The sequence below is a fragment of the Mucilaginibacter aquaedulcis genome (genome assembly GCF_030409325.1).
Lineage (GTDB): Bacteria > Bacteroidota > Bacteroidia > Sphingobacteriales > Sphingobacteriaceae > Mucilaginibacter > Mucilaginibacter aquaedulcis.
In genome coordinates this window covers 88,747-114,232 of sequence record NZ_JAUFPR010000004.1, presented here as the reverse complement: position 1 = coordinate 114,232, position 25,486 = coordinate 88,747, and the positions used below count along the sequence as shown (strand labels likewise).

At 43.3% G+C, this 25,486-nt stretch carries 25 protein-coding genes; 15 read left to right on the top strand and 10 right to left on the bottom strand.

Annotation, left to right across the window (positions count from 1 at the left end):
• Positions 1 to 6 precede the first annotated feature (6 nt).
• The 4 genes from QWZ01_RS18805 to QWZ01_RS18790 form a co-directional block, all read right to left on the bottom strand.
• Positions 7 to 417 carry a nuclear transport factor 2 family protein gene (locus QWZ01_RS18805; protein WP_290326005.1) on the bottom strand — a complete coding sequence of 137 codons (411 nt, stop codon included), beginning with the start codon at positions 415 to 417 and terminating at the stop codon, positions 7 to 9.
• A 102-nt stretch (positions 418 to 519) separates the two neighbouring features.
• A complete protein-coding gene (locus QWZ01_RS18800; protein WP_290326003.1) occupies positions 520 to 1,329 on the bottom strand; it encodes a helix-turn-helix domain-containing protein in 810 nt (269 codons plus the stop codon).
• A 121-nt stretch (positions 1,330 to 1,450) separates the two neighbouring features.
• Positions 1,451 to 2,341, bottom strand: coding sequence for an oxidoreductase (locus QWZ01_RS18795; protein WP_290326001.1), 891 nt, complete (start codon positions 2,339 to 2,341; stop codon positions 1,451 to 1,453).
• A gap of 322 nt (positions 2,342 to 2,663) precedes the next feature.
• On the bottom strand, positions 2,664 to 3,665 hold the full coding sequence (locus QWZ01_RS18790) for a hypothetical protein (protein ID WP_290325999.1): 1,002 nt from the start codon (positions 3,663 to 3,665) through the stop codon (positions 2,664 to 2,666).
• A gap of 103 nt (positions 3,666 to 3,768) precedes the next feature.
• Between QWZ01_RS18790 and QWZ01_RS18785 the strand changes: the two genes are divergently transcribed.
• The 12 genes from QWZ01_RS18785 (at position 3,769) to QWZ01_RS18730 (ending at position 13,036) form a co-directional block, all read left to right on the top strand.
• On the top strand, positions 3,769 to 4,212 hold the full coding sequence (locus tag QWZ01_RS18785; protein WP_290325998.1) for a VOC family protein: 444 nt from the start codon (positions 3,769 to 3,771) through the stop codon (positions 4,210 to 4,212).
• Between the two features lie 11 nt (positions 4,213 to 4,223).
• Entirely contained in the window at positions 4,224 to 4,700 is a 477-nt protein-coding gene (locus QWZ01_RS18780) for a DUF1801 domain-containing protein (protein ID WP_290325996.1), read from the top strand.
• Positions 4,701 to 5,023: 323 nt separating this feature from the next.
• The gene (locus QWZ01_RS18775; protein ID WP_290325994.1) at positions 5,024 to 5,599 is read left to right on the top strand and encodes a TerD family protein; all 576 of its coding nucleotides are present in this window, start codon (positions 5,024 to 5,026) and stop codon (positions 5,597 to 5,599) included.
• Between the two features lie 108 nt (positions 5,600 to 5,707).
• Positions 5,708 to 6,373, top strand: a complete 666-nt coding sequence (locus QWZ01_RS18770; RefSeq protein ID WP_290325992.1) for a TerD family protein — start codon at positions 5,708 to 5,710, stop codon at positions 6,371 to 6,373.
• A 37-nt stretch (positions 6,374 to 6,410) separates the two neighbouring features.
• A complete protein-coding gene (locus QWZ01_RS18765) occupies positions 6,411 to 7,220 on the top strand; it encodes an HAD family hydrolase (RefSeq protein ID WP_290325990.1) in 810 nt (269 codons plus the stop codon).
• Positions 7,220 to 8,065: a phosphoribosyltransferase family protein gene (locus tag QWZ01_RS18760; protein ID WP_290325988.1), complete on the top strand. Its 846-nt coding sequence runs from the start codon at positions 7,220 to 7,222 to the stop codon at positions 8,063 to 8,065. The genes QWZ01_RS18765 and QWZ01_RS18760 overlap by 1 nt, the downstream gene beginning before the upstream one ends.
• A complete protein-coding gene (locus QWZ01_RS18755) occupies positions 8,055 to 8,609 on the top strand; it encodes a TerD family protein (RefSeq protein ID WP_290325986.1) in 555 nt (184 codons plus the stop codon). Before QWZ01_RS18760 ends, QWZ01_RS18755 begins: the two co-directional genes overlap by 11 nt.
• Before the next feature lie 5 nt (positions 8,610 to 8,614).
• Complete coding sequence (locus tag QWZ01_RS18750; protein WP_290325984.1) at positions 8,615 to 9,229, top strand: TerD family protein; 615 nt, start codon at positions 8,615 to 8,617, stop codon at positions 9,227 to 9,229.
• A 131-nt stretch (positions 9,230 to 9,360) separates the two neighbouring features.
• Positions 9,361 to 10,503, top strand: a complete 1,143-nt coding sequence (locus QWZ01_RS18745; protein ID WP_290325982.1) for a toxic anion resistance protein — start codon at positions 9,361 to 9,363, stop codon at positions 10,501 to 10,503.
• A gap of 192 nt (positions 10,504 to 10,695) precedes the next feature.
• Entirely contained in the window at positions 10,696 to 11,616 is a 921-nt protein-coding gene (locus QWZ01_RS18740; RefSeq protein ID WP_290325980.1) for a hypothetical protein, read from the top strand.
• A 35-nt stretch (positions 11,617 to 11,651) separates the two neighbouring features.
• Positions 11,652 to 12,470, top strand: coding sequence for a TerC family protein (locus tag QWZ01_RS18735; protein WP_290325978.1), 819 nt, complete (start codon positions 11,652 to 11,654; stop codon positions 12,468 to 12,470).
• A gap of 98 nt (positions 12,471 to 12,568) precedes the next feature.
• Entirely contained in the window at positions 12,569 to 13,036 is a 468-nt protein-coding gene (locus QWZ01_RS18730; protein ID WP_290325976.1) for a phosphatidylglycerophosphatase A family protein, read from the top strand.
• Between the two features lie 136 nt (positions 13,037 to 13,172).
• On the opposite strand, the gene QWZ01_RS18725 is transcribed toward QWZ01_RS18730, so the two are convergent.
• The 4 genes from QWZ01_RS18725 to QWZ01_RS18710 all read right to left on the bottom strand — a co-directional run bounded on the left by QWZ01_RS18725 (position 13,173) and on the right by QWZ01_RS18710 (position 17,548).
• Positions 13,173 to 13,922 carry a 3-keto-disaccharide hydrolase gene (locus QWZ01_RS18725; protein WP_290325974.1) on the bottom strand — a complete coding sequence of 250 codons (750 nt, stop codon included), beginning with the start codon at positions 13,920 to 13,922 and terminating at the stop codon, positions 13,173 to 13,175.
• A gap of 9 nt (positions 13,923 to 13,931) precedes the next feature.
• On the bottom strand, positions 13,932 to 15,638 hold the full coding sequence (locus QWZ01_RS18720) for a GMC oxidoreductase (protein ID WP_290325972.1): 1,707 nt from the start codon (positions 15,636 to 15,638) through the stop codon (positions 13,932 to 13,934).
• A 79-nt stretch (positions 15,639 to 15,717) separates the two neighbouring features.
• A complete protein-coding gene (locus tag QWZ01_RS18715) occupies positions 15,718 to 16,455 on the bottom strand; it encodes a 6-phosphogluconolactonase (RefSeq protein ID WP_290325969.1) in 738 nt (245 codons plus the stop codon).
• Positions 16,456 to 16,462: 7 nt separating this feature from the next.
• The gene (locus QWZ01_RS18710) at positions 16,463 to 17,548 is read right to left on the bottom strand and encodes a Gfo/Idh/MocA family protein (protein ID WP_290325967.1); all 1,086 of its coding nucleotides are present in this window, start codon (positions 17,546 to 17,548) and stop codon (positions 16,463 to 16,465) included.
• Between the two features lie 415 nt (positions 17,549 to 17,963).
• Here QWZ01_RS18710 and QWZ01_RS18705 point away from each other — a divergent pair, with 415 nt between their 5' ends.
• On the top strand, positions 17,964 to 20,303 hold the full coding sequence (locus QWZ01_RS18705) for a glycoside hydrolase family 3 protein (protein ID WP_290325965.1): 2,340 nt from the start codon (positions 17,964 to 17,966) through the stop codon (positions 20,301 to 20,303).
• Between the two features lie 116 nt (positions 20,304 to 20,419).
• Here QWZ01_RS18705 and QWZ01_RS18700 read toward each other — a convergent pair whose 3' ends face one another.
• Together QWZ01_RS18700 and QWZ01_RS18695 are read right to left on the bottom strand one after the other, a co-directional pair.
• A complete protein-coding gene (locus tag QWZ01_RS18700; protein ID WP_290325963.1) occupies positions 20,420 to 21,661 on the bottom strand; it encodes a DUF3999 family protein in 1,242 nt (413 codons plus the stop codon).
• A complete protein-coding gene (locus QWZ01_RS18695; RefSeq protein WP_290325962.1) occupies positions 21,633 to 24,029 on the bottom strand; it encodes a DUF2339 domain-containing protein in 2,397 nt (798 codons plus the stop codon). Before QWZ01_RS18695 ends, QWZ01_RS18700 begins: the two co-directional genes overlap by 29 nt.
• A gap of 179 nt (positions 24,030 to 24,208) precedes the next feature.
• Here QWZ01_RS18695 and QWZ01_RS18690 point away from each other — a divergent pair, with 179 nt between their 5' ends.
• Together QWZ01_RS18690 and QWZ01_RS18685 are read left to right on the top strand one after the other, a co-directional pair.
• Entirely contained in the window at positions 24,209 to 25,090 is an 882-nt protein-coding gene (locus tag QWZ01_RS18690) for an alpha/beta fold hydrolase (protein ID WP_290325960.1), read from the top strand.
• 36 nt (positions 25,091 to 25,126) lie between these two features.
• A complete protein-coding gene (locus QWZ01_RS18685) occupies positions 25,127 to 25,477 on the top strand; it encodes a VOC family protein (RefSeq protein ID WP_290325958.1) in 351 nt (116 codons plus the stop codon).
• The last annotated feature ends 9 nt before the right edge of the window (positions 25,478 to 25,486 follow it).

The following is a 25,486-nucleotide window of genomic DNA, read 5'->3' as shown; positions in this document are numbered from 1 at the left end:
CTTCGTTTATAACCTGCGGTCAGCTTCGTTAATGGCCAGATCGTTGATGCTTGCAAAACGCCTTTGCATCAGACCATTTTCATCAAACTCCCAGTTCTCGTTACCGTAAGCCCGGTACCATTGTCCGCTGGCATCATGATATTCATATTCAAAACGTACAGCTATGCGGTTGTCGGTAAAAGCCCAAAGCTCTTTTTTTAGCTTGTAATCAAGCTCCTTTTGCCATTTCCCGCTCAGGAAATTCACGATCTCTTCCCGGCCGTTTATAAACTGCGAGCGGTTGCGCCATTCGCTGTCAACAGTGTAAGCCAACGATACCCTAACCGGGTCCTGGCTGTTCCAGGCATCTTCTGCCAACTGAACTTTCTGGGTAGCCGTTTCAAAATTGAACGGAGGTAGTGGTAGTTTCTGTTCCATGATCTGTTCGTTAATTAAAACAAATATAGATAGCTTTCAGGCGGTATTGGTTGTAGTTTTTACGGATAATGTGGTATATATTATTAAAAAATCACCAATCCATTATAATAGCCTGGAGGGTGCCACTCCGTATGTTTTTTTGAAAGCGTAAGAAAAATGCGACAGGTCTTCAAAGCCCAGCTCAAGGTAAATATCAGATGGAGCCTTACCTTGCTCCTTAATTTGATAATGAGCCTCCTGCAGGCGTTTTTGCTGCAACCATCTGCTGGGTGTTATGTGGAATATTTTTTCAAAATCGCGTTTAAAGGTAGCAAGGCTCCGGCCGGTTAAATAGGCAAAGCGTTTCAGCTGCACGTTAAAATGATAGTTCTTATTCATGAACCCTTCCAGATCAATTTTGCCAGGTTCGCTAAAATCAAATAACACATCCTTAAGCTCGGGGTTGCGCTGTAATAATATGAGTATGGCCTCGCGCAGTTTTAGGGCGAGCAGGTTTTTATCGGCAGGTTGCGGCAGATGCTCATAGGGTTGCAGCGAGTCCATAAAACTTTTATAAAGCGGGTTGGGTTTTAGTTGGATGATACTATCGCCCTCGTAACTTTTTCCAGCCTTGTAACCATACTCTATGCTGAAGTTGCGGAGTGTGGACTGATCCAAAAAAATAGATACCGACTTAAATTCACCACCGGGTGGAGGTTCTTTCAAAAACTTTACCAGTTGGTTTCGCCTGCTCAGCCTGAAATCGCCGGGACCTGAGGTATATACCTTATCGGCGCTCGTAAGGGTAAGATTGCCAGAGATCTGGTAGCTGAAAGCATGCTCCGGAATAAACTGCTCGCCGCCGCGGTTCCTGGTATAATAGCAGGAATAGTGAATTTCTGACTGGGGGCTTAGTTGATTTTCTGTAAGCATATTGATCAAATTTAACTAAAAAATACAACAGCATTGCCGTACAAATTTGATATGACAATGCTGTTGCATGTAATTGGAATAGGTATTTAGAAGAATAAAAATAATAGAGTGAATTATATTATTAATCCTTCTTTAATTTAGCCATAATGGCTTTGCCGCCTTCTGTTTCCAGGAAGTTTTCGGCCTCATCATGATCTGTTGATAAACTGACCGGTAGCCATTTTTCCATTTCGGCAGTGCGGGCTGCATCGGCTTGTTTCAGTATGGCAATGGCCTCGCTGCCTAAAACCAGGTGTATCGGAGGCTCGGGGCTGTCAACAAGGTTCACCATTACCTGGGCGGCCTTTGCCGGATCGCCCATAGGTACAAACTTGCCGCTTTTGAAAAACTCAATACGGGCATCAACGGTTTTTTCATAACCTGCCACTGCCGGCGCATAGGTCATGGAATCGCCGGCCCAATCGGTGCGGAAACCGCCTGGTTCCACACAGGTTACGCGGATGCCTAAATCGGCCACCTCTTTTGATAAGGCTTCGCTAAAACCACTTAGCCCAAATTTAGCGGCTTGATACATGCTTAATCCCGGGTTGCCTACACGGCCGCCAACTGAGCTGATTTGCAGAATACTGCCTGAACGCTGTTTGCGCATATAAGGTAATACCGCGCGGGTTATTTCAATAGGGGCATATAAATTTGTTTCCAGCTGGCTGCGAACCTGATCGTCAGAAAATGCTTCGGCGGCGCCGATGATGCCAAAACCGGCGTTGTTTACCAATACATCAATACGGCCAAAATGTTGAATGGTGCTTTCAACTGCAGATATGATCTGTTCTGTATTGTTAACATCAAGCTTAACCGGGTAAAGCTGATCGGGATATTTATCGGCAAGGTCTTTTAATTGATCCGTATTGCGAGCTGTTGCTGCTACTTTATCGCCTTTGGCTAATACTGCTTCTGTAAGGTTTCTTCCCAAACCGCGGGAGCTACCTGTTATAAACCAAATCTTTGTCATTGTTTTAATATTTAATTGTATATAACAAAGATCGGGAGTATTTGAGCCAGAGGCTTTGTTGAAACGTTCAAGTTGCTTTGTTGAAACGTTCATTCCGGGCTCGTGCTTATTGCGCCATCCAAGCAGGTATTATTCAAAAAATGATCAAGAAGATCAGGAGGGAGCATAAAAAGATGGAATGTATTTAAACATTGCTTGTAAATGTTGTTGCAATAAATTAGCTTTAAAAAAATGATATGGTATCAACTAAATCTCAAAGAAAACAATCTCACCCTGAATTCATTGAACGCTGCTTGCGCAAAACTGAAGTAATTTATATGAATTACTTCAGTTTTGATTCCATATCTACATGGTCAACGGATCTTTTGCCGTTGGGATGTTCGTTAAAAGCCGAATACAATACATATTTCTTATTTTGATCAATACCAGGTAAGGTTTTGCCAATTACTTTTTTGATGTTGTCATTCTCCTGCTTTATGGCATTGGCATCTTTTAAATTTACGGAGGATGTATAATAGATCATTGGAAAATCGCCCTCGGGAGTGGTTTGATTAAAGATCCTGAAAATACGCGGGTGTGTAGGCACCTGATCAATAACTATCGGGAACGTGTAATGATTCATGGCCTCTTTCATTACTGTGTTATAAAAGTAACTAAATTCAGCTTCGTTGCTATACTTCCACAATGAGCTGGGACGCGAGCATGTAATTGACGATGAGGCAATATTAAAGGCATCCATCAAATAACCCTTCTGATAACTTTCTTTAGCCTGCAGGTAAAGTTCGGGAGCTGTTTTGCCATTAATGGTGTACGGAAAAACATCAACATCGTTCAGCTTCCAGCCATAATCATATTTGCTGTAAATGGCCGTGATCATATCCCGGTTAGCCATGGTTTTGTTTTTCGGCACAAAAAAAGCCAGATACATTTGATGGGTGATGCCCTGGTAAATTACTGAATAACTGTTGAGGCTGGTGGATGCAGCTTTTATGGTATCCCCATCTATATACCGGTTTACGGTGTAATATTCATCAAGAAGGGTGTAGTCAGCTACTTTTACCCGGTTACTTACCAGTTCAACAGAGCGGTTTTTGTAGGCGTTTTCAATAAATTCTTTTGACATAATGGCCTCCAGGTTTTTCTCATCGTTAACTTTTAGCCGTGCAAAAAGCTCGTCATTCAGTTTATGGAATTTTTCACGGTCGCTGCCACTTATCTGGTCGTTTTTCCAGCTGCCGGGTTGGGTGGGCTCGCAGCTTTGCAGGGCAAAAATGATCAGCAAAAAAGCAAACAGCTTAAAGGCCGGTGGTTTAGGTTTTATCATGTAATATTAAATAAGGTTGAAAGCACGATGATAATATTTTACCCCGATACTGCAAAACAAATAAGAGGTGTTATTTTACGAACGGCAATAGCTTAAATTTGTAATGCAACTAATAAAAAATGAAACTTTTATTAAGTGTATCCTGTCAATTATCAATAAGTTTAGGTTTAGTATTGTGACCCCTATGGCCGAAAGTTATAAAGCGTTATACCTGAGTCCGATGATACCATCGTACAACATACCTGCCACGGTTGATTTTTTTGCGTCGCTATTTGGTTTTCAGGTAGCGCGTGATGATGGCAACTATGTTATACTATATAAAAATAACCTTACCATACATATCCTTAACGCTGGCGAAGACATTGGGCAAATGGAGTTTTACCTGGTTGTTGATGATATTGACAAGCTATGGGAAGGCATCAATACCTGGCTGGATGGTATTAAAGTAAAGGCTCCGTTTGATAGGGAATACGGTATGCGCGAATTTCACATTGAGGTACCGCATACCAACACGCTGATGTTTGTGGGGCAGGTTATAAAACAATAATCAAGCTGAATATGCCAAAGGAAGAATGTACCGATCTGTTAAAGTTTTTATCACCTTTCCCTGCCGAGGTGCAAGAAAAGGCCTTGTGGCTGCGCGATTTTGTTTGGGAGCTGTACCCGCAGGCTAATGAATTGATTTATGATAATTACAATGCCGTAGCCTTTGGCTGGTCTCCGACAGAAAAGGTAGGACAAGTTTTTTGCAACATAGCCGTTGGCCGCACAAGCCATAATGTACAATTTGGGTTTTACTGGGGCGCGTTACTTGAAGATCCCCAAAAGTTGCTCATTGGGAACGGTAATCAGTATCGGTACTTCTTAGTGAAAAACATAGCAGATTTTCCGAAGGAATATATGACCGAGCTTTTATCTGAGGCCTGGCTCAACTCATGGAAAAAAATTAAGGATCCAAAACAAATTGTAGAGGGCAAAACCATTACTAAATCAATTTCAGCTGCCAAAAGGGAAAAAGGAATTAAAAAGAAGTAGTTTATTTTTCAACCAGCGAAAGCCAATTCTGAATAACTTTTCTTAACGCGGTTTCTTTTTTCTTGACATCATCCATACTGGTGATTTTGATTAGCCTGCGGCATAAGCAATTGTGATATAAGTGCTGATAGTAGGTTATACAAAGAGATAAAAGCCAGGTAAAAGCAAAGAAGAATTGCTGTAATCTTGTTACGCAATTTTATGGTTGGTAATTAAAAAAGAGTATATATTAGATTCATATTTAAATATTAACCAGTTGCTAAAACAAACCGCTATGTTGCAATATTATAGCAGGATGCAAGTTTTAATAAAATACTTTTAACATGGCTATCAACTTACAAAAGGGACAAAAAATAGATATAGGTTTATCAAAAATGACAGTTGGTTTAGGCTGGAACCCGAACGAAGGTACAGGTTATGATTTTGACCTCGACGTATCGGCGATTATGATTGATGCAAATCGCTTTGTGCCCCAGGATGAATTTTTTGTTTTTTATAATAACGTCGATTCTCCCGACTCATCTGTTCACCATACCGGCGATGATCCATCGGGTGGTAATAGTGATGGCGGGGATGATGAATCGATCAATGTAGACCTCACTAAGGTTGACTCCAAGATTCAGGAAATACTGTTTGTGGTTACCATTCATGAGGCGCAGCCACGCCGGCAAAACTTTGGCCAGGTGCGCGACTCATACATTCGCATCATTGATGAACTTACCGGCAGCGAGGTTTGCAAATATGAACTCGGCGAAGATTTTTCTATTGAAACAGCCATTGAGTTCGGTAGGCTGTACCGCCGCAATGGACAATGGAAATTTGAAGCATCGGGCGTGGGCTATAAAGAGGACCTGGCCTTCTTTTTAAGTAAATATTTTAAAGGGCAGATTATTAAGTAAGGAGCGGCCTCACCTAAATCCTCTCCAAAGGAGAGGACTTTAAAAAAAGTTTTCTTAGAACCCTCTCCTTTGGAGAGGGCAGGGTGAGGCAATAAAAACAACACAACAATGGCAATAAATTTAGTGAAAGGTCAAACTATTGACCTGCGTAAAAATGATAAAGGCGAAAGTTTTGATTTGTCGTCGGTTACTATAGGTTTGGGTTGGGATGTGAAAAAGAGTGGTGGTGGTTTTTTAGGGAAATTATTTGGAGGCGGCGAGGAAGCCGAGTACGACCTGGATGCTATCGCTTTCCTGTTAGATAAAAATGGCCGAGTGGCCGATAGGGGGCGTACCTTTCAAAAGCCTAATGGTAATAAGGTGAGTTTATACGAGGGTGATGTGGTTTATTTCAACTCACAAAAGCATCCGTCGGGTCATATATGGCTTACCGGCGATAACCGTACCGGTGCCGGCGATGGCGACGATGAGCAGATCATCGTAAAGCTTGATTCGCTCGATCAGCGGTTTGATCGTATACTATTCATCGTAGCTATATACCAGGGACGTAAAAATAACCAGCATTTTGGTATGATCGATAATGCGTTTATCCGCGCTGTTGATAACCATGGTAAGGAGATTGCCAAGTTCAGCCTATCGGGCGATGCAACTTACAACGGCATGTGTTCCATGACCTTTGCCGAAGTTTACCGTAAAGACGGTACCTGGAAATTCCGCGCCATCGGCGAACCACACCAAACCGATAATTTTTTGGAGCTTTTAAAACAGTATTAGGTGATGGAGCGAGGAGTGAGGTGCGGAGTGCGGGAAAATGGATGAGCTTTTAAATGTCTTTCCCTCTCTTGGCACCTCACTCCTCGCTCCCAAACTAAAACTCTCGCACCACACACTTCGCACCCCGCTCCCCAAACCTCACACCCACACCACCATGTACCTCCACTACTCCTTTGATCTTTGGCTTACGCTTATAAAATCCAACCCCGAATACAAGCTGGAGCGCACCCGTATATTTCACCGCGATTTTAACCCGGCGGGTAAAAGTATTGATGAGGTAGCCAAAGCCTTTCGTACGGTTGATCTGATGTGCAATGCCGTTAATGAAGTTACTGGCAAAAACATAGATGCAGATGAGATGTTGCTCATGGTCATCAGTCTCATTAATGAAAATCAGTTCAGTTTGCATGAAATTGATACCGTTAAGTTGCAGGCTGATATGGAAACCCTCGTGTTTAACAACATGCCCGTAGTATACAGCCCTGTAACAATTGAGGTGCTTGATCATCTAAAACAAAAAGGTGGCTGCACCATGAGTTTATTGAGCAACACCGGTTTTATAAAAGGAGCAACATTAAAAAGGATACTGGTGGAATTAAAGATGGATCAATACTTTGATTTTCAGCTTTACTCTGATGAGGTAGGGATGTCAAAACCAAACCCGGCCCTGTTTAACCTGATGCTTCAGCATATTAAACAAGTAAATCCAGGAAAAGATATAACTTTAAACAACATTATTCATATAGGCGATAACCCCCGGGCCGATGTGGGTGGTGCAAATGCAGCAGGCATAAAAAGTTTGCTCATCAACTCAAACAACCAATCCATTTTTACATTAATAAGCTAATGAACACTACATGGTCATTACATCATATTAATAACGCGGAAGCGTTTGGGTTTAACCCTGATGATTACAGCCGCTTTAAATTTGGCGACGATGCCGTAGCCAAAAGCTTTGGCACGCAACTGGCCGATGGTTTTATCAGTCAATACCTGGCCGAAAATCCTATCAAAAAGCAAATTGTAGTAATATCGAGCCCGTATTCGTTTATCCCTACGGCTACCTTCGCTATGAAAAACTGGTTTGTGGCCCGGCTTAACCGCTGGCTGGCCCTGCATGGTTATCCTGTTACGCAGGAAACTAAAGTGCATCGAACCATAACTTATAAAGATGATTACGGCGAACTGGATGCCGAACAAAGGATGAACCTGATCGGTAACGATTCGTTCCATATTGATAAGGAATTTTTACAGGATAAAACACTGCTGTTTTTAGATGATGTGAAAATTACTGGCAGCCATGAACGCATGATCATGAAGATGGTGAAGGAGTACGGCCTCAGTAACGAAATTTTTATGCTTTACTTTGCCGAGCTTACCAATAAAAATATCCATCCTAATATTGAAAACTTTATCAATTACCACCAGGTGAAGTCAATTTTTGATCTGGATACTATTATCAAAAGCGGCAGCTTTTGTATTAACACCCGCATAGTTAAGTATATTTTAAATTACGATTTTGATAGTTTTTGTATTTTTATACATGAGCAAACAGATGATTTTATAAACTTGCTTTATGATGCGGCTTTGGGCAATGGTTATCATACCATTGAAGCTTATACACGTAACCTGAACTACATACAAGAAAACCTATTTTTAAACAAACATAAATTAATAAAACATGGCAATTAACTTGCAAAAAGGCCAAAGGGAAAGCATTAATGCACCTAAATTTACCATTGGCCTGGGATGGGATACCAATAGCTCTTCAACAGGCAGCGCCTTTGATCTTGACGCCTCTGTTTTTATACTGGGCGACAATAAAAAAATAATAGCCGACGAATATTTTGTGTTTTACAACAACCTGAAATCGCCTGATGGCGCGGTTGAGCATACTGGCGATAACCTTACCGGTGCCGGTGATGGCGACGACGAGCAGATCAAGGTTGATCTGTCACGTATTGACAGTAAAGTTTCAGAGATATGCATCGTGGTAACCATACACGAGGCCGAGGCCCGCAAACAAAACTTTGGCCAGGTACGTAATTCATTCATCAGGATATTTGATGCCAGCACCAATGCAGATATTTTGAAATATGAGCTGGAAGAGGATTTTTCGATAGAAACCGCAGTAGAGTTTGGCCGTATCTACAAAAAAGATAACAACTGGAAATTTGAGGCCGTAGGCGTAGGTATGAAGGGTGGCCTTCAGGATTATTTAAATAAATACCAATAAAAACTATGGCAATCAATCTTCAAAAGGGGCAGCGCATCAGCCTAGAAAAAAGTAACGGCAGCAAACTGCAAACTATTTGCGTAGGTATAAACTGGGGGGCTATTGAAAAAAAAGGACTGTTTGGTTTCGGCACCTCAAAAGAAGCTGTTGACCTTGATGCCAGCTGCGCACTGTATGATGACAGCAAACGGCTGATAGATGTGGTGTACTTCGGTCACCTTAAATCAAATGACGGCGCGGTAAGGCACAGCGGCGACGACCTCACCGGCGATATGGCTGGCAACGACGGTCTTGACAATGAAGTGATCACGGTTGATCTGGCCGGTTTAGGCAGCTCTATAAGCTATGTGGCCTTTATATTAAACAGCTTCCGCGGGCAGGATTTTGGTACTATCCCATTTGCATCAATCCGCATTTATGAAGGTACGCCAACGCGGGTCAACGAAGTGTTTGCCACTTATGATATTGCCAACAGCAAAGATTTTGCAGGGCATGTATCCATGGCGTTGGACGTGTTTTATAAAAAGAACGGCGAATGGAAGTTTAATGCCATTGGCGAACCTACACGCGACAGAAAATTAGAGGAATCGGTAAAAACGATAGCTCAAAACTATTTATAGGAATAGTGGTGAGTTTTTGAGAGATGGTTTTGAGTTTTATGAAGAAAATTCTATAATTTCTTTCAACCTAAAAACCAAGGTCAGGACAAAAACTCATCACTTACAACTCAATACTTAAAACTTAATAGATCATGGAAAGCGCACCAGGTAATAACGAACTAAATATAACACCGGTAAATTTGGATATTAATCCGGTTCCGTCTGCAAATACCCCGGCAAAATTGCTGGATAAGGAAGGCAATGTTGACTTAACCAACATTACACCAACCGAAGTGCAAAAATACGGCGAGGTAGCCAAGGCCCTTGACCCTAAGGATGTAAACTCTATACTGAACTACGGTACAGATGTGCAGGCCTCTATGGAGAAGTACAGCAATAACTTCCTCACATCGGTACGTACCTACAACTCGGGAGAAGTTGGTTTGCTGATCAATGATCTGCTTACCGAGCTTAATTATATTGATGTGGATGAGCTGAACCAAAGTGCCTTCACCTCTTTTATATCGCATATTCCTTTCATGAAAAAGCTGGTGTTTGATGCCAAAAAGCTGTTTCAGAAATATGATACGGTGATCAACAACATTGATAAGATCACCAATAAAATTAAGGCTGGCCGTGTAAACTCATTGAAGGATAACAGCTCGTTACAAACCATGTTTGACAGCAATGTGGGCTACATTCATCAGATGGAAGAGCTCATTATATCGGGCCAATTAAAATATAACGAACTGAGCGAGCAACTGACCCAGATGGATGCCAATCCCGCTGCCTACAACGATTATGAAATTGCCGACCTGCGCGATTTTGTGAATCGTTTAGACAAACGCCTGGCCGATTTAAAGGTAGTTCGTTTTATCATGCTGCAATCGCTGGCGCAGATACGCGTGGTGCAAAGCAACAATACCACCATTGCCGAAAAAGCACAATCTATCGTGTCAACCACCATCCCAGTTTGGAAAAACCAGCTCACCATAGCTGTTGCCCTCAACAGGCAAAAGGAAAATGTGGAGATGCAGAAAAAAATATCAGATACCACCAATACCATTTTACAAAAGAACGCCGAACTGCTGAAACAGAACAGTATTGACGTAGCCCGCGAAAATGAGAAAACCGTGGTATCACTAGATACGCTGAAGAAAACCACCGCGTCGCTCATTGAAACCCTTACAGAGGTAAAACGCATTCATGATGAAGGTACTGCCAACCGCAAAACCCTCAATACCGAACTGCAAAACCTGGAAGTGGAATTGAAAAAGCACGTAACCAACGCGTAAGCACCTCCTCTAACTCTACCCCAATGGGGGAGGCTTTTTTAAATTTACTGGCGTGCTATGAATTTTTAAGTCCTCTCCTTTGGGGAGGGTTTGGGTGGGGTTATTTTTTCGTAAATTTGCGTTTAATCAAAACGTAGAGGTCGCCAGTTGATGGATGAAAACCGGTTAAATATTTTAAATCAATCCAACCGAATGCTCAGTAAGCTGCAATTGCTTTCTGTTTTTTTTGGCGACGATATAATTTACAAAATATACCTGCGCAGCCAGGTTATCCACAAACTTTTTGAGGCTAACCCCGAGCTTGACGCTAATAAACTCGACCTTTTTCACCTGCAGTTTACCCAAAGCCTGATCGATCTGCTCCGGAAGATCAAAAAGAACAACGAGAGCAATATCAGCCTTGTGTTTGATGAAATTCAGATCAATAAGGAACTGATTGAAAAACTGAACGATCCGTTTTATACCGAGGCTAACTTCAATCTTGAAAAACAGCGGCAGGCACTCAAGATCAATCTGTCATTACGCAAGCTTTTCCAGGTGTTGTCTGATAACTCTACCGACAACCCACTTTCAAAAAATATCAACTCGTTTAGCTCACGCTTTGCTGCCGACTTTTTTTACACCATTACACCTGAACTGCAGCAGGAGCTTACCGCCTACAGCGACAAAGATGTTTATAAAGATGAGTACGCCACCATACAGCGCAAGCTGATGGGCGTGCTATGCAAGTACGATTTCAAGACTGAGTTTTACTGCGGCCTAAAATCTGGCAGCCAGGTTTTGGAGGTATATAAGTTTGTTGACGACGGCAGGTATTTCCTGTATTCGCCTTCGGATAGTTTGTTTGTATTTTTGGATGTAACTAAACTGGCCAACATCGATCTTACTAATAACATGTCAAAAAAGGAGAAGTTGATACATGAGCTGAAGGACAAGAATGATAGGCTGGAAGGTAATGCCGCCGCCATGAAATCATTTATGCCGCCGGAGATCAAAACCCTGCTGGCCGATAATTATAAAAAAATATCGGATATCAACTTCCTCGAAAATATCAGCAATATAGATGTGCAGGCCAATATTTTAAAAAGCATGCTCAATACCGATTTAATTTAGTTTATTTAACCTAACATAATTCGTTACCTGTTACTATGGATTTCTTACACACAATATTAGGCCCCGACATAAAAGCCGGTGTGCTTATCATTTTAAACTTGATAGTTATTGAGAGTTTGCTCTCTGTTGATAATGCCGCGGTGCTGGCCACCATGGTGCTTGATCTGCCGCCCAGTCAGCGTAAAAAAGCGCTCAGGTATGGTATCATAGGTGCTTATGTATTGCGGGGTGTATGTTTGTTTTTAGCCTCATGGCTGGTAAAAATATGGTGGTTAAAACCTATTGGTGGTTTATACCTGCTGTATTTATGCTTCAACTACTTTAAGGGCAAAATACAGGCAGCTAACGGCGGCGAAGAAGAAGAGGTTGATAAAAGCAAGAACTGGCTTTACCGCTCAACAGTGGGCGTATTCGGTGTTTTTTGGGCAACAGTTGCCTTGGTTGAGTTGATGGACCTGGCCTTCTCCATTGATAATGTGTTTGCAGCTGTTGCATTTACAGATCATGTGGTGCTGATTTACATCGGTGTATTTATAGGTATACTGGCCATGCGTTTTGTGGCCCAGGCCTTTGTAAAACTGATGGAGAAATTCACCTTTCTGGAAACTGTAGCCTTTATCGTGATCGGTGTGTTGGGTATTAAGTTGTCATCATCTTTATACATACACTTTTACCCGGAAGCTCCATTCTCCAAACTAATGGAAGGCGAAAAGGCTGATATCGTTACTTCGGTATTTACCGTAGCTATCTTCATTATACCGGTAATAACATCGCTATTATTCAACTTCCCTAAAAGGCACACCATTGAACCCGAGGTAGCCGAAGCCGCCGAGGATGTATTGGATAAACAATAGCAGTTGGCAGTTAATAGTTGGCAATTATAGGTAATGATCAAAAGGGCGTGCCAACCAATGAACTAATGAACCAATGCACAAATGAACTAAACTAATAAATGAATTTAAATAAAATCATCGCCTCTATATTTGGCATCGGATTTTTAAAAGGCGGTGGTACATATGCTGCCATAGTAACCTGCGGCTTTATCTGGCTGCTGTGGCAAAGTCCGGCTTTGCAAAATCCATGGTATTTATTTGCCATAACGGTTGCCATAACGCTGCTGGGCGTTTATGTAAGCAACAAGGTTGAACCCGATTGGGGCGAAGACAGCTCGCGTGTAGTGATTGATGAGGTAGCAGGTATGCTCATCTCTGTATTGTTTATACCGCCTAATCTTTATTTTTTATTAGCTGGATTGGTGCTGTTTCGCTTTTTTGATATTTTAAAACCTCTCGGCATCCGCAAAATGGAAGACATGGGCGGCGGTGCCGGCGTAATGATGGACGATGTGCTGGCCGGTGTTTACTCCAACATTTTACTGTGGGTAGGGTATGTGGTGTTGCATGTTTTTATCCACCCATAAAACGTCATCCTGAACTTGTTTCAGGATCTCTCAAGCTAAGTTACACGGGTGAATAGCTCTACCGATGGGTTGCCGAAACAAGTTCGGCATGACGTGTTTTTTATTTGAGAAATGCCGGAACAAGACCTTCCTTCTATCATAGCTTCTTAATCTCAATATTCCGGAACCATACATCGGCGCCATGATCCTGCAGGGCTATGCGGCCGGTTTTAAAGGTGCCAAAGGCGGGCCACTCCTTGAACTTACTACCGGCAATCAGCTTTTTCCAGTTATCATCCCAGAGCGTGGTTGAAAGCACATGCTCTTTGTTCATATAGATATCCAGCTTGCCTTTGTTGGCAACAATCTCTACCTGGTTCCATTCACCGGCAGGCTTCACCACATCTTTTGATATCGATAGCAGATCATACAGGTCACCGGCACGGTGCCTGATCAGTTTGCCATCCTCGTTCTCCTTATTATCGGCAACCTGGCATTCGGGGCCGGTGTACCAGGCATACTGGTATTTGGCAGGGTCTTCATGTACATAAAACATGATGCCGCTGTTGCCGGTCCTCGATATTTTCCATTCGGTTTTAAAATCAAAATTTTCATACTCCTGATCGCTCACAATATCGCCACCGTTTTTAGTTTGCCAGTCGCCTTTTTGCGAGGCATCCAGGTGCAAAACTCCGTCTTCGGCTTTCCACGCGCTACCGATAGTGTCTTTGCCGTAAGTGTGCCAGCCTTTGGTGGTTTTTTCATCAAATAAGGATACAAAGCTTGTACTATCTGTAGCGGCCTTGGGTGTATTGTCGTTACCCGGAGTTGATGTGCTTTTAGAGGCCGGCGACTGGCAACTGCTCAGATATGCGGCAACCGCCAATATGGAAAATACCTGTTTCATGATTTAAGATTATAGATTTCCTTTTTTTATTTCACTAACCGCATGCGTTGCCGCCCGGGCCGTTAATGCCATATACAATATCGACGGACTTTGATTGCCGGTGCTGGTCATGCAGGCGCCATCGGTAACAAATACGTTTTGGCAATGGTGCAGCTGGTTCCATTTATTGAGCAGCGATGTTGCAGGATCTTTACCCATGCGTACGCCACCCATTTCATGAATATCAAGCCCGGGAGCTTGTTTGTTATTACTGGTTTCGATGTTTTTGCAGCCTGCCTTTTGCAGCATTTCGGTACTTTGGGTTAAAAAATCCTGCACCATGCGTTCATCGTTATCGTCATATTCAACAGAGGTAATGAGCAGTGGAATACCCCATTGGTCTTTTTCTGTTTTGCTCAGGCGAACGTGGTTGGTGGCTTTGGGTATAGTTTCACCCTGCAGATACATGTATACCTGCCAGCCACCTGGTTCGGTAAGGGCATCTTTATAATCTTCGCCTATTTGTTGTTCTTTAGGCTGGGCCTGTGACCGGTAAGCACCCATGAAAGTGGTAAAGCCGCCCTTATAATCAGTTTCCTGCTTTTTAAGATTGCGGTAATTAACCAGGATCAGATCAGTTGGGTTTCGGCCGAAATAATACCTGTCCAGAAACCCATCCATATCTGCCCGTACCCAGCCCCGGTAATTATGAAAGGCTACGTACTTGCCCAGCAGGCCATTATCGTTACCCAAGCCGTTAGGGAAGCGTGCCGAAGTGGAATTAAGCAGGATAAGATTAGTATTAAGCGCCGAAGCATTCATGAAAATAACCTTGGCCTTATATTCGATCACCTCTTTGGTGTTGGCATCAATTACCTTAACTCCGCTGGCCTTGCCCAGCTTTTCGTCATAAATAACAGAATGTACTACTGAGAATGGTCTTATAGTAAGGTTACCCGTACGTTTGGCCCAGGGCAGCGTTGAACTTACCGAACTAAAGTAACCACCAAACGGGCAACCACGCATACACAGGTTGCGGGCCTGGCATTTGCCTCGCCCCTGATCAAGATGAATTTGATTGGGCTTGGTGATATGTGCCCAGCGGGCATGTACCAGGCGCCTGTCGGGGTAGTTTTCGTTTAGTTTTTGGCGGATGAAGTCCTGCACGGCATTCATTTCAAATGGAGGCAGAAATTCGCCATCGGGCATAGCCTCAATGCCGTCTTTACTACCGCACACGCCAATAAATTTCTCCACGTGCGAGTACCAGGGCGCTACATCATTATAACCTATAGGCCATGCAATGCCATAGCCAAAACGCTCGGGGTTGATAAACTCATGCTCGCTCCAACGCTGACAGGCCCTGCCCCAGGTTAATGATTTGCCGCCAACCTGGTAACCCCGTATCCAGTCGAACGGTTTTTCCTGTATGTATGGGTGATCCTTATCCTTAATAAAAAAGTGTGCGTCATCTTCTCCATAACCTGCTGCTTTAGTAATAAGCGGGTTCTCCTGTAAAAACTCCCGGGTCATTTGACCACGGTGCTTAAACTGCCAGGGATCCATCGTAGCGGTGGGATAGTCTTTAATATGTTCCACATTACGGCCGCGCTCCAGCACCAGGGTTTTTAGGCCCTGTTCGCAAAGTTCCTTTGCGGCCCACCCTCCGCTGATGCCTGAGCCAATCACGATGGCATCATAGCTTAAGTTTTCTGCTTTATCCGGAGTTGCTGACATAATGTTTTATGGTTATATATTAAAACTATTCTATTTTGATTTTATATAGATTTTATCGATGGCAGGCCATAATCACTGATTAACTTTGATGGGTAAGCAGTTTTTGTGCCGCGTCATGGTCTAAAAATACCTGTGCATTCTGCAGCGTTTGCAGGATAGATGCCGGTACATCAATAGTAACCGGACCGTTCAGCGCCTTAGCCATAATATCAGCCTTTTTGGTTCCGCTGGCAATTAATACCGGAGTTTTTGATTCGGCCAAATGGCGCAGGCCAAGGGTAATACCTTCGGTTACTATGGTTTCCTGTTTAAAATATTTTTGCGCTACGGTTGCGGTAATCGGTTCCAGTGGCGAATGGTGGGCATAGGTTTTAAAATCGGTTCCCGGTTCATTTAAACCGATATGACCGTTTAAGCCGATACCTACTACCATGATATCCAAACCGCCAAGCTGGCTGATGTGGTTATTCATCTTATTACATTCGGCATCCAGGTTATCTGCAGCGGCATTGAAAAAATGAATTTGCGATGCCGGGATATTCAGCGGTTCAAAAAAATGTTTGTTCAGGAAGTAGGTACAGCTGTTCTCGTCGGTTTTATCCATGCCTACCCATTCGTCTAAGCCCACAAAATTGGTTTGGCTAAAGTCGATGCTGCCTTCCTGCGCAAATTTTACCAGCTGCTTAAACATCCCGGTAGGCGATTCACCCGAGGGAAAGCAAATTAAAGAATCGGGCTTGCGCTGTACCTGCTGCAATACAAGGTATGCTGCGGCCCATGATATTTCTTCGTAATTTTTATAAAGTTGTAGTTCCATTTTGTGTTTATTGAGGATCAAGCCACAGGTCAATAGGCTTGGCCACTTTGGGGGTGAACGGTAAGTTTATTTTTTTTCCAGCTCCTGCCGAGGCATAGGCTGCGTAAATAATTTCGAGCACTGCCCGGCCGTCTTCGCCGGTTACCAGTGGAGTTTTGTCGTTGCGTACACAATCAATAAAGTGTTTCAGTTCGTGCGGGTAACCCTGGTTAAAGGCTTCCTCAAAAATGGTGAAACTCCAGCCCTTACTGGTGTCGGCTTTTTCCATAGCATAGCCATAGCCTTCGCGGCTGTAGGTAACGGCAGAGTTACCCATAAACAGGTCGGCATAAATAACACCGCCGGTGCCGTATATCTCACAACGGTCGTCCATGCCGCCATGCTTGGCCCAGCTGTTTTCGGCTACGGCGGTAACCCCGTTCTCAAACTCCACAATGATCACCGAGTTATCCTCGCCTTTGGTGCGGCCTTTATGAAATACTGTGCTCATGGTAGCGTATACATTGGCAACTTTGGCGTGGTCAAGCATCCACCTGAACCAGCCGAGGGCATGACAACCCATATCCATAATAACACCGCCACCGGCAAGGTTAATATCATAAAACCAATCGCTGTGCGGGCCCGAATGTTTTTCGCCCTGTTTCAGCATAAACACTTCGCCCACGGCGCCGTCTTTAACCAGTTGCCTGGCCCGCTCATATTTCGGGGCGAAGCACAGTTCTTCGGCATACATCAGCTTTACATTGTTTTCCTTGCAAACGGCTATCATCTCATCGGCCTCTTCTAAAGTTACAGCAAGGGGCTTTTCAATAATGATGTGTTTACCCGCTTTGGCTGCTTTAATGGTAGCCTGGGCATGAAGGTAATTAGGCAGACAAATATCCACCACCTCACAACCCGATTCGGCAATGAGCTTATCTATGTCATCATACCATTGTGCTATCTGGTATTTTTCGGCAAAGGCTTTTGCTTTTTCAGGATTGCGGGCGTATACGGCCACTACTTCGGCTTCGGGGATAAAACGATGGTACGATTCCAGGTGAATGTCTGTAATAAAACCCGCTCCAAGTATGGCAACTTTGGTTCTGTTCATACAAATAATTAGCTATTAAAGGCAGCGTAACAGCCGCCGGTTTTCAGGGTAAATGGTTTAAAAAGGCATCCTGAAATGCAATTCAGGATTAACGAATTTAATATTAAATAAAAGGAATTGAAAAATAAATCGAGTAGAATTATGTCATTGCGAGCGTAGCGTGGCAATCGCAAACTTTACAGAGCGTGTGCGAAGTTCGCGATTGCTTCGTCGTTCCTCCTCGCAATGACAATTTTTATCAAAGATTTACTATTTGCATTTTAAAAAGATAATAATTACTATTGTGTATTGTTGACACAATAGTAATTGATTGCTGTTAATAAGCCATTTATAAACCAATAACATAACCTCTTTTAAAAATAAAACGTAAACGCCGGGTATACCAATGCCTGCATAAACCAAGCAATTTAAACTTATGGCCAATCAATTAAAATTTTTAGCGCTGCTATCCCTGTTGCCTGCAACCGCGGCAATGGCACAAACTAAGTGGACCGAAAAAAAATCGGGCGATGTTGTTTTTGTGACCAATACCGGCGGGCAAAACCTGGGTTACTCTGCAACATCGGGAGTTAAAATATTAACGGTTGATGGCCTGGCTTTTAAAGATCTGAATAAAAACGGCAAGCTGGATAAATATGAAGACTGGCGCTTACCTGTTGATGTAAGGGCGAAAGACCTTGCCTCAAAAATGAGTGTGGAGCAAATTGCTGGGCTAATGTTATACAGCAAGCATCAGCCTATACCTGCCGCCCCGGCGGGCCCTTTTAAAGGAACCTACAACGGTAAAGTATTTGCAGAGAGTGGTGCCAAACCTTATGATCTTTCTGATCAGCAAAAACAGTTTTTGGCTAAGGATAATGTGCGGCACGTACTCATCACATCGGTACAAAGCCCTGAGATTGCTGCCCAGTGGAATAATAACGCGCAGGCTTTTGTAGAGGGCCAGGGTTTGGGTATTCCGAATAATAACAGCTCTGACCCAAGGCATGGCACTGTGGCCAATGCTGAATATAATGCCGGTTCAGGCGGTGCCATTTCCATGTGGCCGGGTTCGCTGGGTTTCGCGGCTACTTTTGATCCTGAGGTGGTTGAGGGTTTTGGCCATATTGCAGCTTTAGAATATCGTGCACTCGGTATCTCTACCGCACTATCGCCGCAAATTGATATGGCTTCGGAGCCGCGCTGGGCACGTGTAAGCGGAACTTTTGGCGAAAATCCTGAACTGGCCGCCGATATGGCCCGGGGATATATTGATGGTTTCCAGACCTCTGAAGGCGACAAGGAAATTAACGCGGGCTGGGGTTATGGCAGCGTGAACGCCATGGTAAAACACTGGCCGGGTGGTGGCGCGGGCGAAGGCGGCCGCGATGCGCATTACGGTTATGGCAAATACGCGGTTTATCCCGGCAATAACTTTAAACAGCATTTAATTCCGTTTACCGAGGGGGCCTTTAAACTAAGCGGCAAAACCGGCATGGCCGCATCAATAATGCCTTACTATACCATATCCTTTAATCAGGATACTAAGAATAAAGAGAACGTTGCCAATAACTATAACTCCTACATTATTAATGATCTGCTGCGCAAGAAGTATAAGTTTGATGGTGTTGTTTGCACCGACTGGCTGGTAACCGGCGATGAAACAGCTGTTGATCAGTTTTTAACGGGCAAATCATGGGGAGTAGAGGGTTTGTCTATCGCTCAGCGCCACTATAAAATTTTAATGGCTGGTGTTGATCAGTTTGGCGGTAACAATGAGGTGGCTCCAGTAATTGAAGCTTACCAGATTGGTGTTAAGGAGCATGGCGAATCATTTATGCGGGCGAGATTTGAGCTGTCGGCGGTGAGGTTGCTGCGTAATATTTTCAGAACCGGTTTGTTTGAAAATCCTTACCTGGATACGGAGGCATCAAAGGCTATTGTGGGTAATCCGGAGTTTATGAACGCCGGTTACCAGGCACAGCTAAAATCAATAGTGATGTTGAAAAACAAAAATAATACCCTGCCGCTTACCAAAAACAAAACGGTGTATGTGCCTAAGCAATTTACTCCGGCAGGCCGCAATTTCCTGGGGATGGAGACACCGGAAAAACTGGATTACCCGGTTAACATAGAAACCGTAAAGAAATATTTTAAAGTGACCGACAATCCTGATGAGGCCGATTATGCCCTGGTTTTCATTAACAGCCCAAACAGTGGCGGCGGTTATAACAGCCAGGATGCCAAAAACGGCGGCACCGGATATGTACCCATCAGCTTACAATACGGCCCTTATACCGCTACTGATGCAAGAGCAACCAGTATAGCGGGAGGCGACCCGCTTGAAAAATTTACCAATCGCAGCTACAAGGGTAAATCGGCAACGGCCATTAACACAACCGATTTGGGTATGGTGAACGATACTTATGCCAAAATGAAAGGTAAGCCGGTAATTGTTTCGGTTAATATGGCCAACCCGATGGTGTTTTCGGAGTTTGAAAAAAACGCCGATGCCATAGTAGTTGATTTTGGTGTACTTGGTCAGGCCACTTTAGATATCCTGACCGGAAGCAGCGAGCCATCGGCCCTGTTACCACTGCAAATGCCTGCTGATATGAAAACCGTGGAAGAGCAATTTGAAGATGTACCCCTTGATATGAAATGTTACGTTGACGACCAGGGCCACACTTACGATTTCGGCTACGGCCTTAACTGGAAAGGTGTTATCAGCGACGCACGTACCGCTAAGTATAAAAAAGGAAGTGTGAAGCCTTGACAGGATTTTGTCTGAACCAGGATTAAACAGATTACGGGATTACCATGATTTTTACTTCAGTTTAGTAGAAATTGGGGTGATCCACTAATCCCATAAATCGTGGTTCAGACAAATAGCTATACATTATCCCCGCCTGCTTTTTTATTTACTTCCTTAGTCATTTTTAGTGTCAGGAAAAGGAGCAGGGCTGCTGCAACTATGATGGCAATCCAAATAAATACCGTATAGTCGCGACCTGCTTTTACTTTTTGGGTAGCATATTCGGTATTTTTACTAACCGCTCCATGACTAATTTGAACAAGGTTATTGTGGATACTGTCGGCAAAAAATTGAAGGTCATATTCCGGAGCTTGTACCGTTTGGTCGCCAACCAGCAGGCGATAGCTTTGCTTGCCATCAAGGTAACTGATTACTGATTCATCACTTTGGTAAGCTTCAACACTTTTAATGTTCAGCGGTAAATTATCACCGTTATTTATCAGGAGTAATAACTGGCTGGTTTTAGCAGCAATGAGCAGGTCGGTAGCTTTGGCCGAGTTTAATTCGGCATCGGTAAGCAATTGTTTCTCTTTGCCTATGATCTGGTAAACCGATACTTCCCGTTTAAAATATTTTGGCGCGGTAATATTGATGTGCAGCTTGTTTATTTGGTAGTTATCATTCAGCTTTAGGGTAAGGTAAGTGGTTTTATTGCTGTCGGTACGGCTCAGTTCAACAGGCTTAACAGGCACGTAGCTAAGCTTGGCGGCATATTCGGTATAAATACCTGCCTGCAAAAACTTAATAGGCGTTTTGTTTTTATCGTTTACCTGTAGTTTCAGGTAACGATAATTGCTGGCGGGAAATGATAACGATTGCATGTAAGTGCCCTCGCTGTTTTGTACAGCCTCCTGCAAGGGGATATCTTCCTGTATGGCAAACCATTGTTTAAGATCGTCGCTGCCTGATAAACTTACCTTGCGTTGTACGGCGGTGTTCTGAAGCCTGATCCACAGGCGATCGAGGGCGAGACCTGTTTTATTTTCCACGGTAAAGGTGGTGCCGGTATCTGTAGCTAACCGGGCATCAACAGGAGTAAAGACCACAAAGCTTTTCTGGTCTTTCTGCGGCAGACTTCCTGCGGTTATATAAGGTATAAAGTTGCCTTTAGCGTCGATGATCCTGATATCGGCCAGATCAGGCCTAGCCTTGGCTACCAGCGCAGGTTGCAGGCTGATGCGATAAAAGCCCGTACTATCAACTTTGGGTAGGGTAGCCTGGTACTTAAAATTTCGCTGTGCCGATGCCGATAACATTAACCCGCAAAACAGCGCGGTGAGGCCTGTTAATTTATTCACTCTTTGCTTTAGCTTCATCATCAACAATAATTTTTTTAACCTTTTGGTACATGAACGATATAATGAGCAGTATTACACCCAGGCAAAAGAACGCGGCTATTTTACCGGCCACCGGGATGTTATTGATATCGAACAAAAATAATTTTAATAGCGTAATGGAAAACAAAGTTAACGATGCAATACGCATCACCTTTAACTTATGCTTCATGCCCAGCCACATCAGCGCGAAGGACAATAGCCCCCACAATATGGGCAGCCCTGTTTTAATATAAACGGTCTCAACACGGTCAACAGAGTAGGTTTTACTGTAAAACAACAGGTTGCTGAGCAGGCTTAGTTCTAAACTTAAAAATAAGATCACGGCAAAGCTGATGAGCCAGGTGAACATGACCTTCATGCCCGCATCCAGGTTTCTCTGGCACAGGCGAATGATGCGGTAAAATAACAAGCCAATGAAAACAGCCCCTATCCAATGAGCGGCAAAATGACTGGTTGATGGTTTTTGCTGTTCGAGCATCAGGCGCTGCAGGCTGAAAAACTCAGGGGTTAAAGCAAGATACACGGTGATGCAAACCATTAATATGCCCAGCCTTATTTTTTCGTTGAAAAGTAGTGCAGTTACCTTTAACGATGCCAGGTAATATACATAAATGAATACCGGAGTATAAAGCATCATGTAGAGTACATTTAAATCGGTACCCGGGTAATGATTCAGGAACTGGTGGTTGATCTCCAGCAGGCCGGTCAAAAATAACAGGGCAAGGGCTACAATGCTGAAAATGTTTTTATTTACCGGAATGCCGCGGAGGCGTGATGGCTCGTCGCGGCCTACCAATATGGAAAGCAGGTAGGAGCTTATAGATGCCACCAATGTAGTGATGAAGCCTTTGTTGGCGATAACCGTAAGGCTTGAGGCGTGGAAGGCATATATCTGGTACCAATCTATCAGCATGCTAAACAGCATGGCTGCCCATAATAGCAATGATGTGATTTTCATGAGCTGGATAGATGACCTTTGGTATAACCAATACAGGAGCACCGCCTCCGAAGCCCAGAAAATGGTAATGCTATGGCCATGCAACTGTATAGGGGCCGCCAGTGAAATAAAGGTGAGCGTAATACCAATAAGCAGATAAAGGATATTGGTATCAACCTTACGGTTGCGGAATAATATGTAGGATAACACCAAATTCACCACGCCCAGACTTATACAGAATAGGCCTCTGAACTGCTCTTCCTTCATTACGGTGAGCAGGTACAGGCCCGCTGCAAAATAAAGCGCAGTGTTGCTGAGCAGAATGGTAAAATCTGAGGCAATGAATTTTTTATTTTCCTTAACGTTATGGGCCACGTTGATGATAAAATACAGCACATAAAAAATGCTGGCATATACAAAGCCTATATGGTAGGTTGCTGGGGTAAGTGTATACAGCACCGACGCAAAAACTATAACCGTAAATGCAAAGCTGATTATATTGAGTATTCGCCAGGCTTTGAAATAAGCAATGATGAGCAGGCCAATGTTAAGGATGAGCAGATATATAAACAAGGCATCGTAATTGGCGTGGCCACTACTCACCATGAACGGACTGGCAAAACCACCCACCAGGGCAATTACTGCTAACTCCTGCTTATCATACAACAATGAAAGAACTACCGCAAAAATGGTGATACCGATAAGAATGATAAAGGCTACAGTTTGACTGAACAGGTGAAACTGGTGAAAAGCAAGCGTAATAGTAAAATAGAATACCGCCAAACCGCCGCCTGCCATTACCGAGCTGAAAGCCTTGTAACTGTTGCGCAGGTAATGAGCTATGCCAATTAAAATAGCGCCGCAAGCTATGCCTATCCCTACACGGCCAACCGGGCCTACCCAGTTATTATCAATGGCGTATTTAACAAAAAAGCCAATGGCCAGCACCAGGATAGCGATACCGATTTTGTTGATCAGGTTTTCGCCAATGAATTTTTCCAGATCGGGGTGGCGCTCAAAAAAGGATGGTTTGGGTTCTTTTGGTTTCGGCGTTGTAAAATCGGCAGAGGTTTTAATGGGCCTGCGTATAGCCGAAAGGCTATCGGCAATTACCTCAGGCTGGCGCTCAATATTTTCAGGTTTAATAAACTCGGGCTGAGGTTTTGGCTCAGAGGCCGGTTTCGGAGACTCCGGAACAATTACCGGCGGTGTTTCGCTGATAACAGGTTTAGGCTCAAAAGCTGGTTTCGCTGCCGGTTCGCCCGTTGCTGTTTTGGCTTGCTGCTGTTCGGCCAGCTGCTTTAGTTGTAAAATTTTATTATTAAGATCTGTCAGTTTACGGTTAGTATCTGTTTTGTGGCTTACTATCAAATAAACAATGAGCAGGAGTATCAGTATGGTTAAAATTTCCATGAATTATAGGTTTAGCAAAAGCTAATATAGCCGATTTATAAAATAATACGTTATCATGTTGTTTTAAGCGACATGTGTTGAGTTCTTTTTCGTCCGTCGGTTGTTTGTTAAATAACGTTAAACTAAATTTATATAAGGCTTATATACAGTAATTTGCCGTAACTAAACTGCATGTTAAAATGAAAATAACCTTTCACCAGCTGTTCTTTGCCGCTTTTATATTTTGCTGCTGCGCCTGTAAACAACCCGAAGCCAACAAAAAACAGTCACCCGATCCGGTAATTAAAAACCAGGGTGTTAAAATTGCCTACACCGATACCCACACCGGCGATACCACATTGCTTTTTGTACACGGCTGGTGCATCAACAAAGGTTACTGGCTTAATCAGGTAAGCTTTTTTAAAAACAGGTACAGAGTAGTTACGATGGATCTGCCGGGTTTTGGCGAATCAGGAAAAAACAGGGAAACCTGGAACACCGCTGCTTTTGGTAAAGATGTTACCGAGGTGATCAAACAGCTTGGGCTAAAAAATGTGATCTTAATAGGCCATTCCATGGCGGGCGATATTATCGTGCAGGCAGCCAATAACGTACCTAAAGAAGTAATTGGATTGGTAGGGGTAGATAATTTTAAAAGTGTTGGTGTTGGCGGTACGCCGAGCAGGCAGGATAGTATTGCTTATCAAAAAGCCATTGATTCGTTAAAGCATGATTTTAAGCGGATAGCTTTTGAGTATTTCAACCATGATCTTTTTTCAAAAACCACCAGCGCCGCTATCAAGGCGCGTATCCTGAATGATGTTGCCCATTCCGATTCAACAATAGCTGCGGCCTGTATGGAACAGGATAACTTTAGCGAATCTGCCGAACTATTAAAAGCTAAAAAGAAACTGAACCTTATTAACAGCGATGTTACGCCAACCAACACCACGGGAATGAAAGCCAAAGGCATCCCTTTCCAGATCTGGTATATTCATGGGTCGGGGCATTTTCCTATGGTGGAGCATCCCAGTGAATTTAATAATTCATTATTCCAGGCTATCCAAAAATTGAATACCTAAGTATAGTATCATTATTACTTTGATTGATAAAAAGCTATGGAAAGAACAAAGATAGGACAAGCAGTACCTCAGCTCCCTGTTGAGGATGTTGAAAAGGCCCAACTTTATTATAAGGAGGTTTTAGGGTTTGACATATTATGGATAGAACCCGATAAATATATAGGTGCAGTAGGGCGCGAAAACATCACTATATTTTTTGCCCAAACCAGCAAATCTATCGAGCCAAATATTCATTGGATCTTTGCAGAAGACGTTGACTTGACCTACGCCGAACTTAAAGGCAGGGGCGCAGATATCATTGAAGATATTGAAAACAAGCCCTGGAATATCAGGCAGTTCACCATAAGAGATTTGAACGGACATGTATTTTACATTCATCATGGCTGATAAAAATTC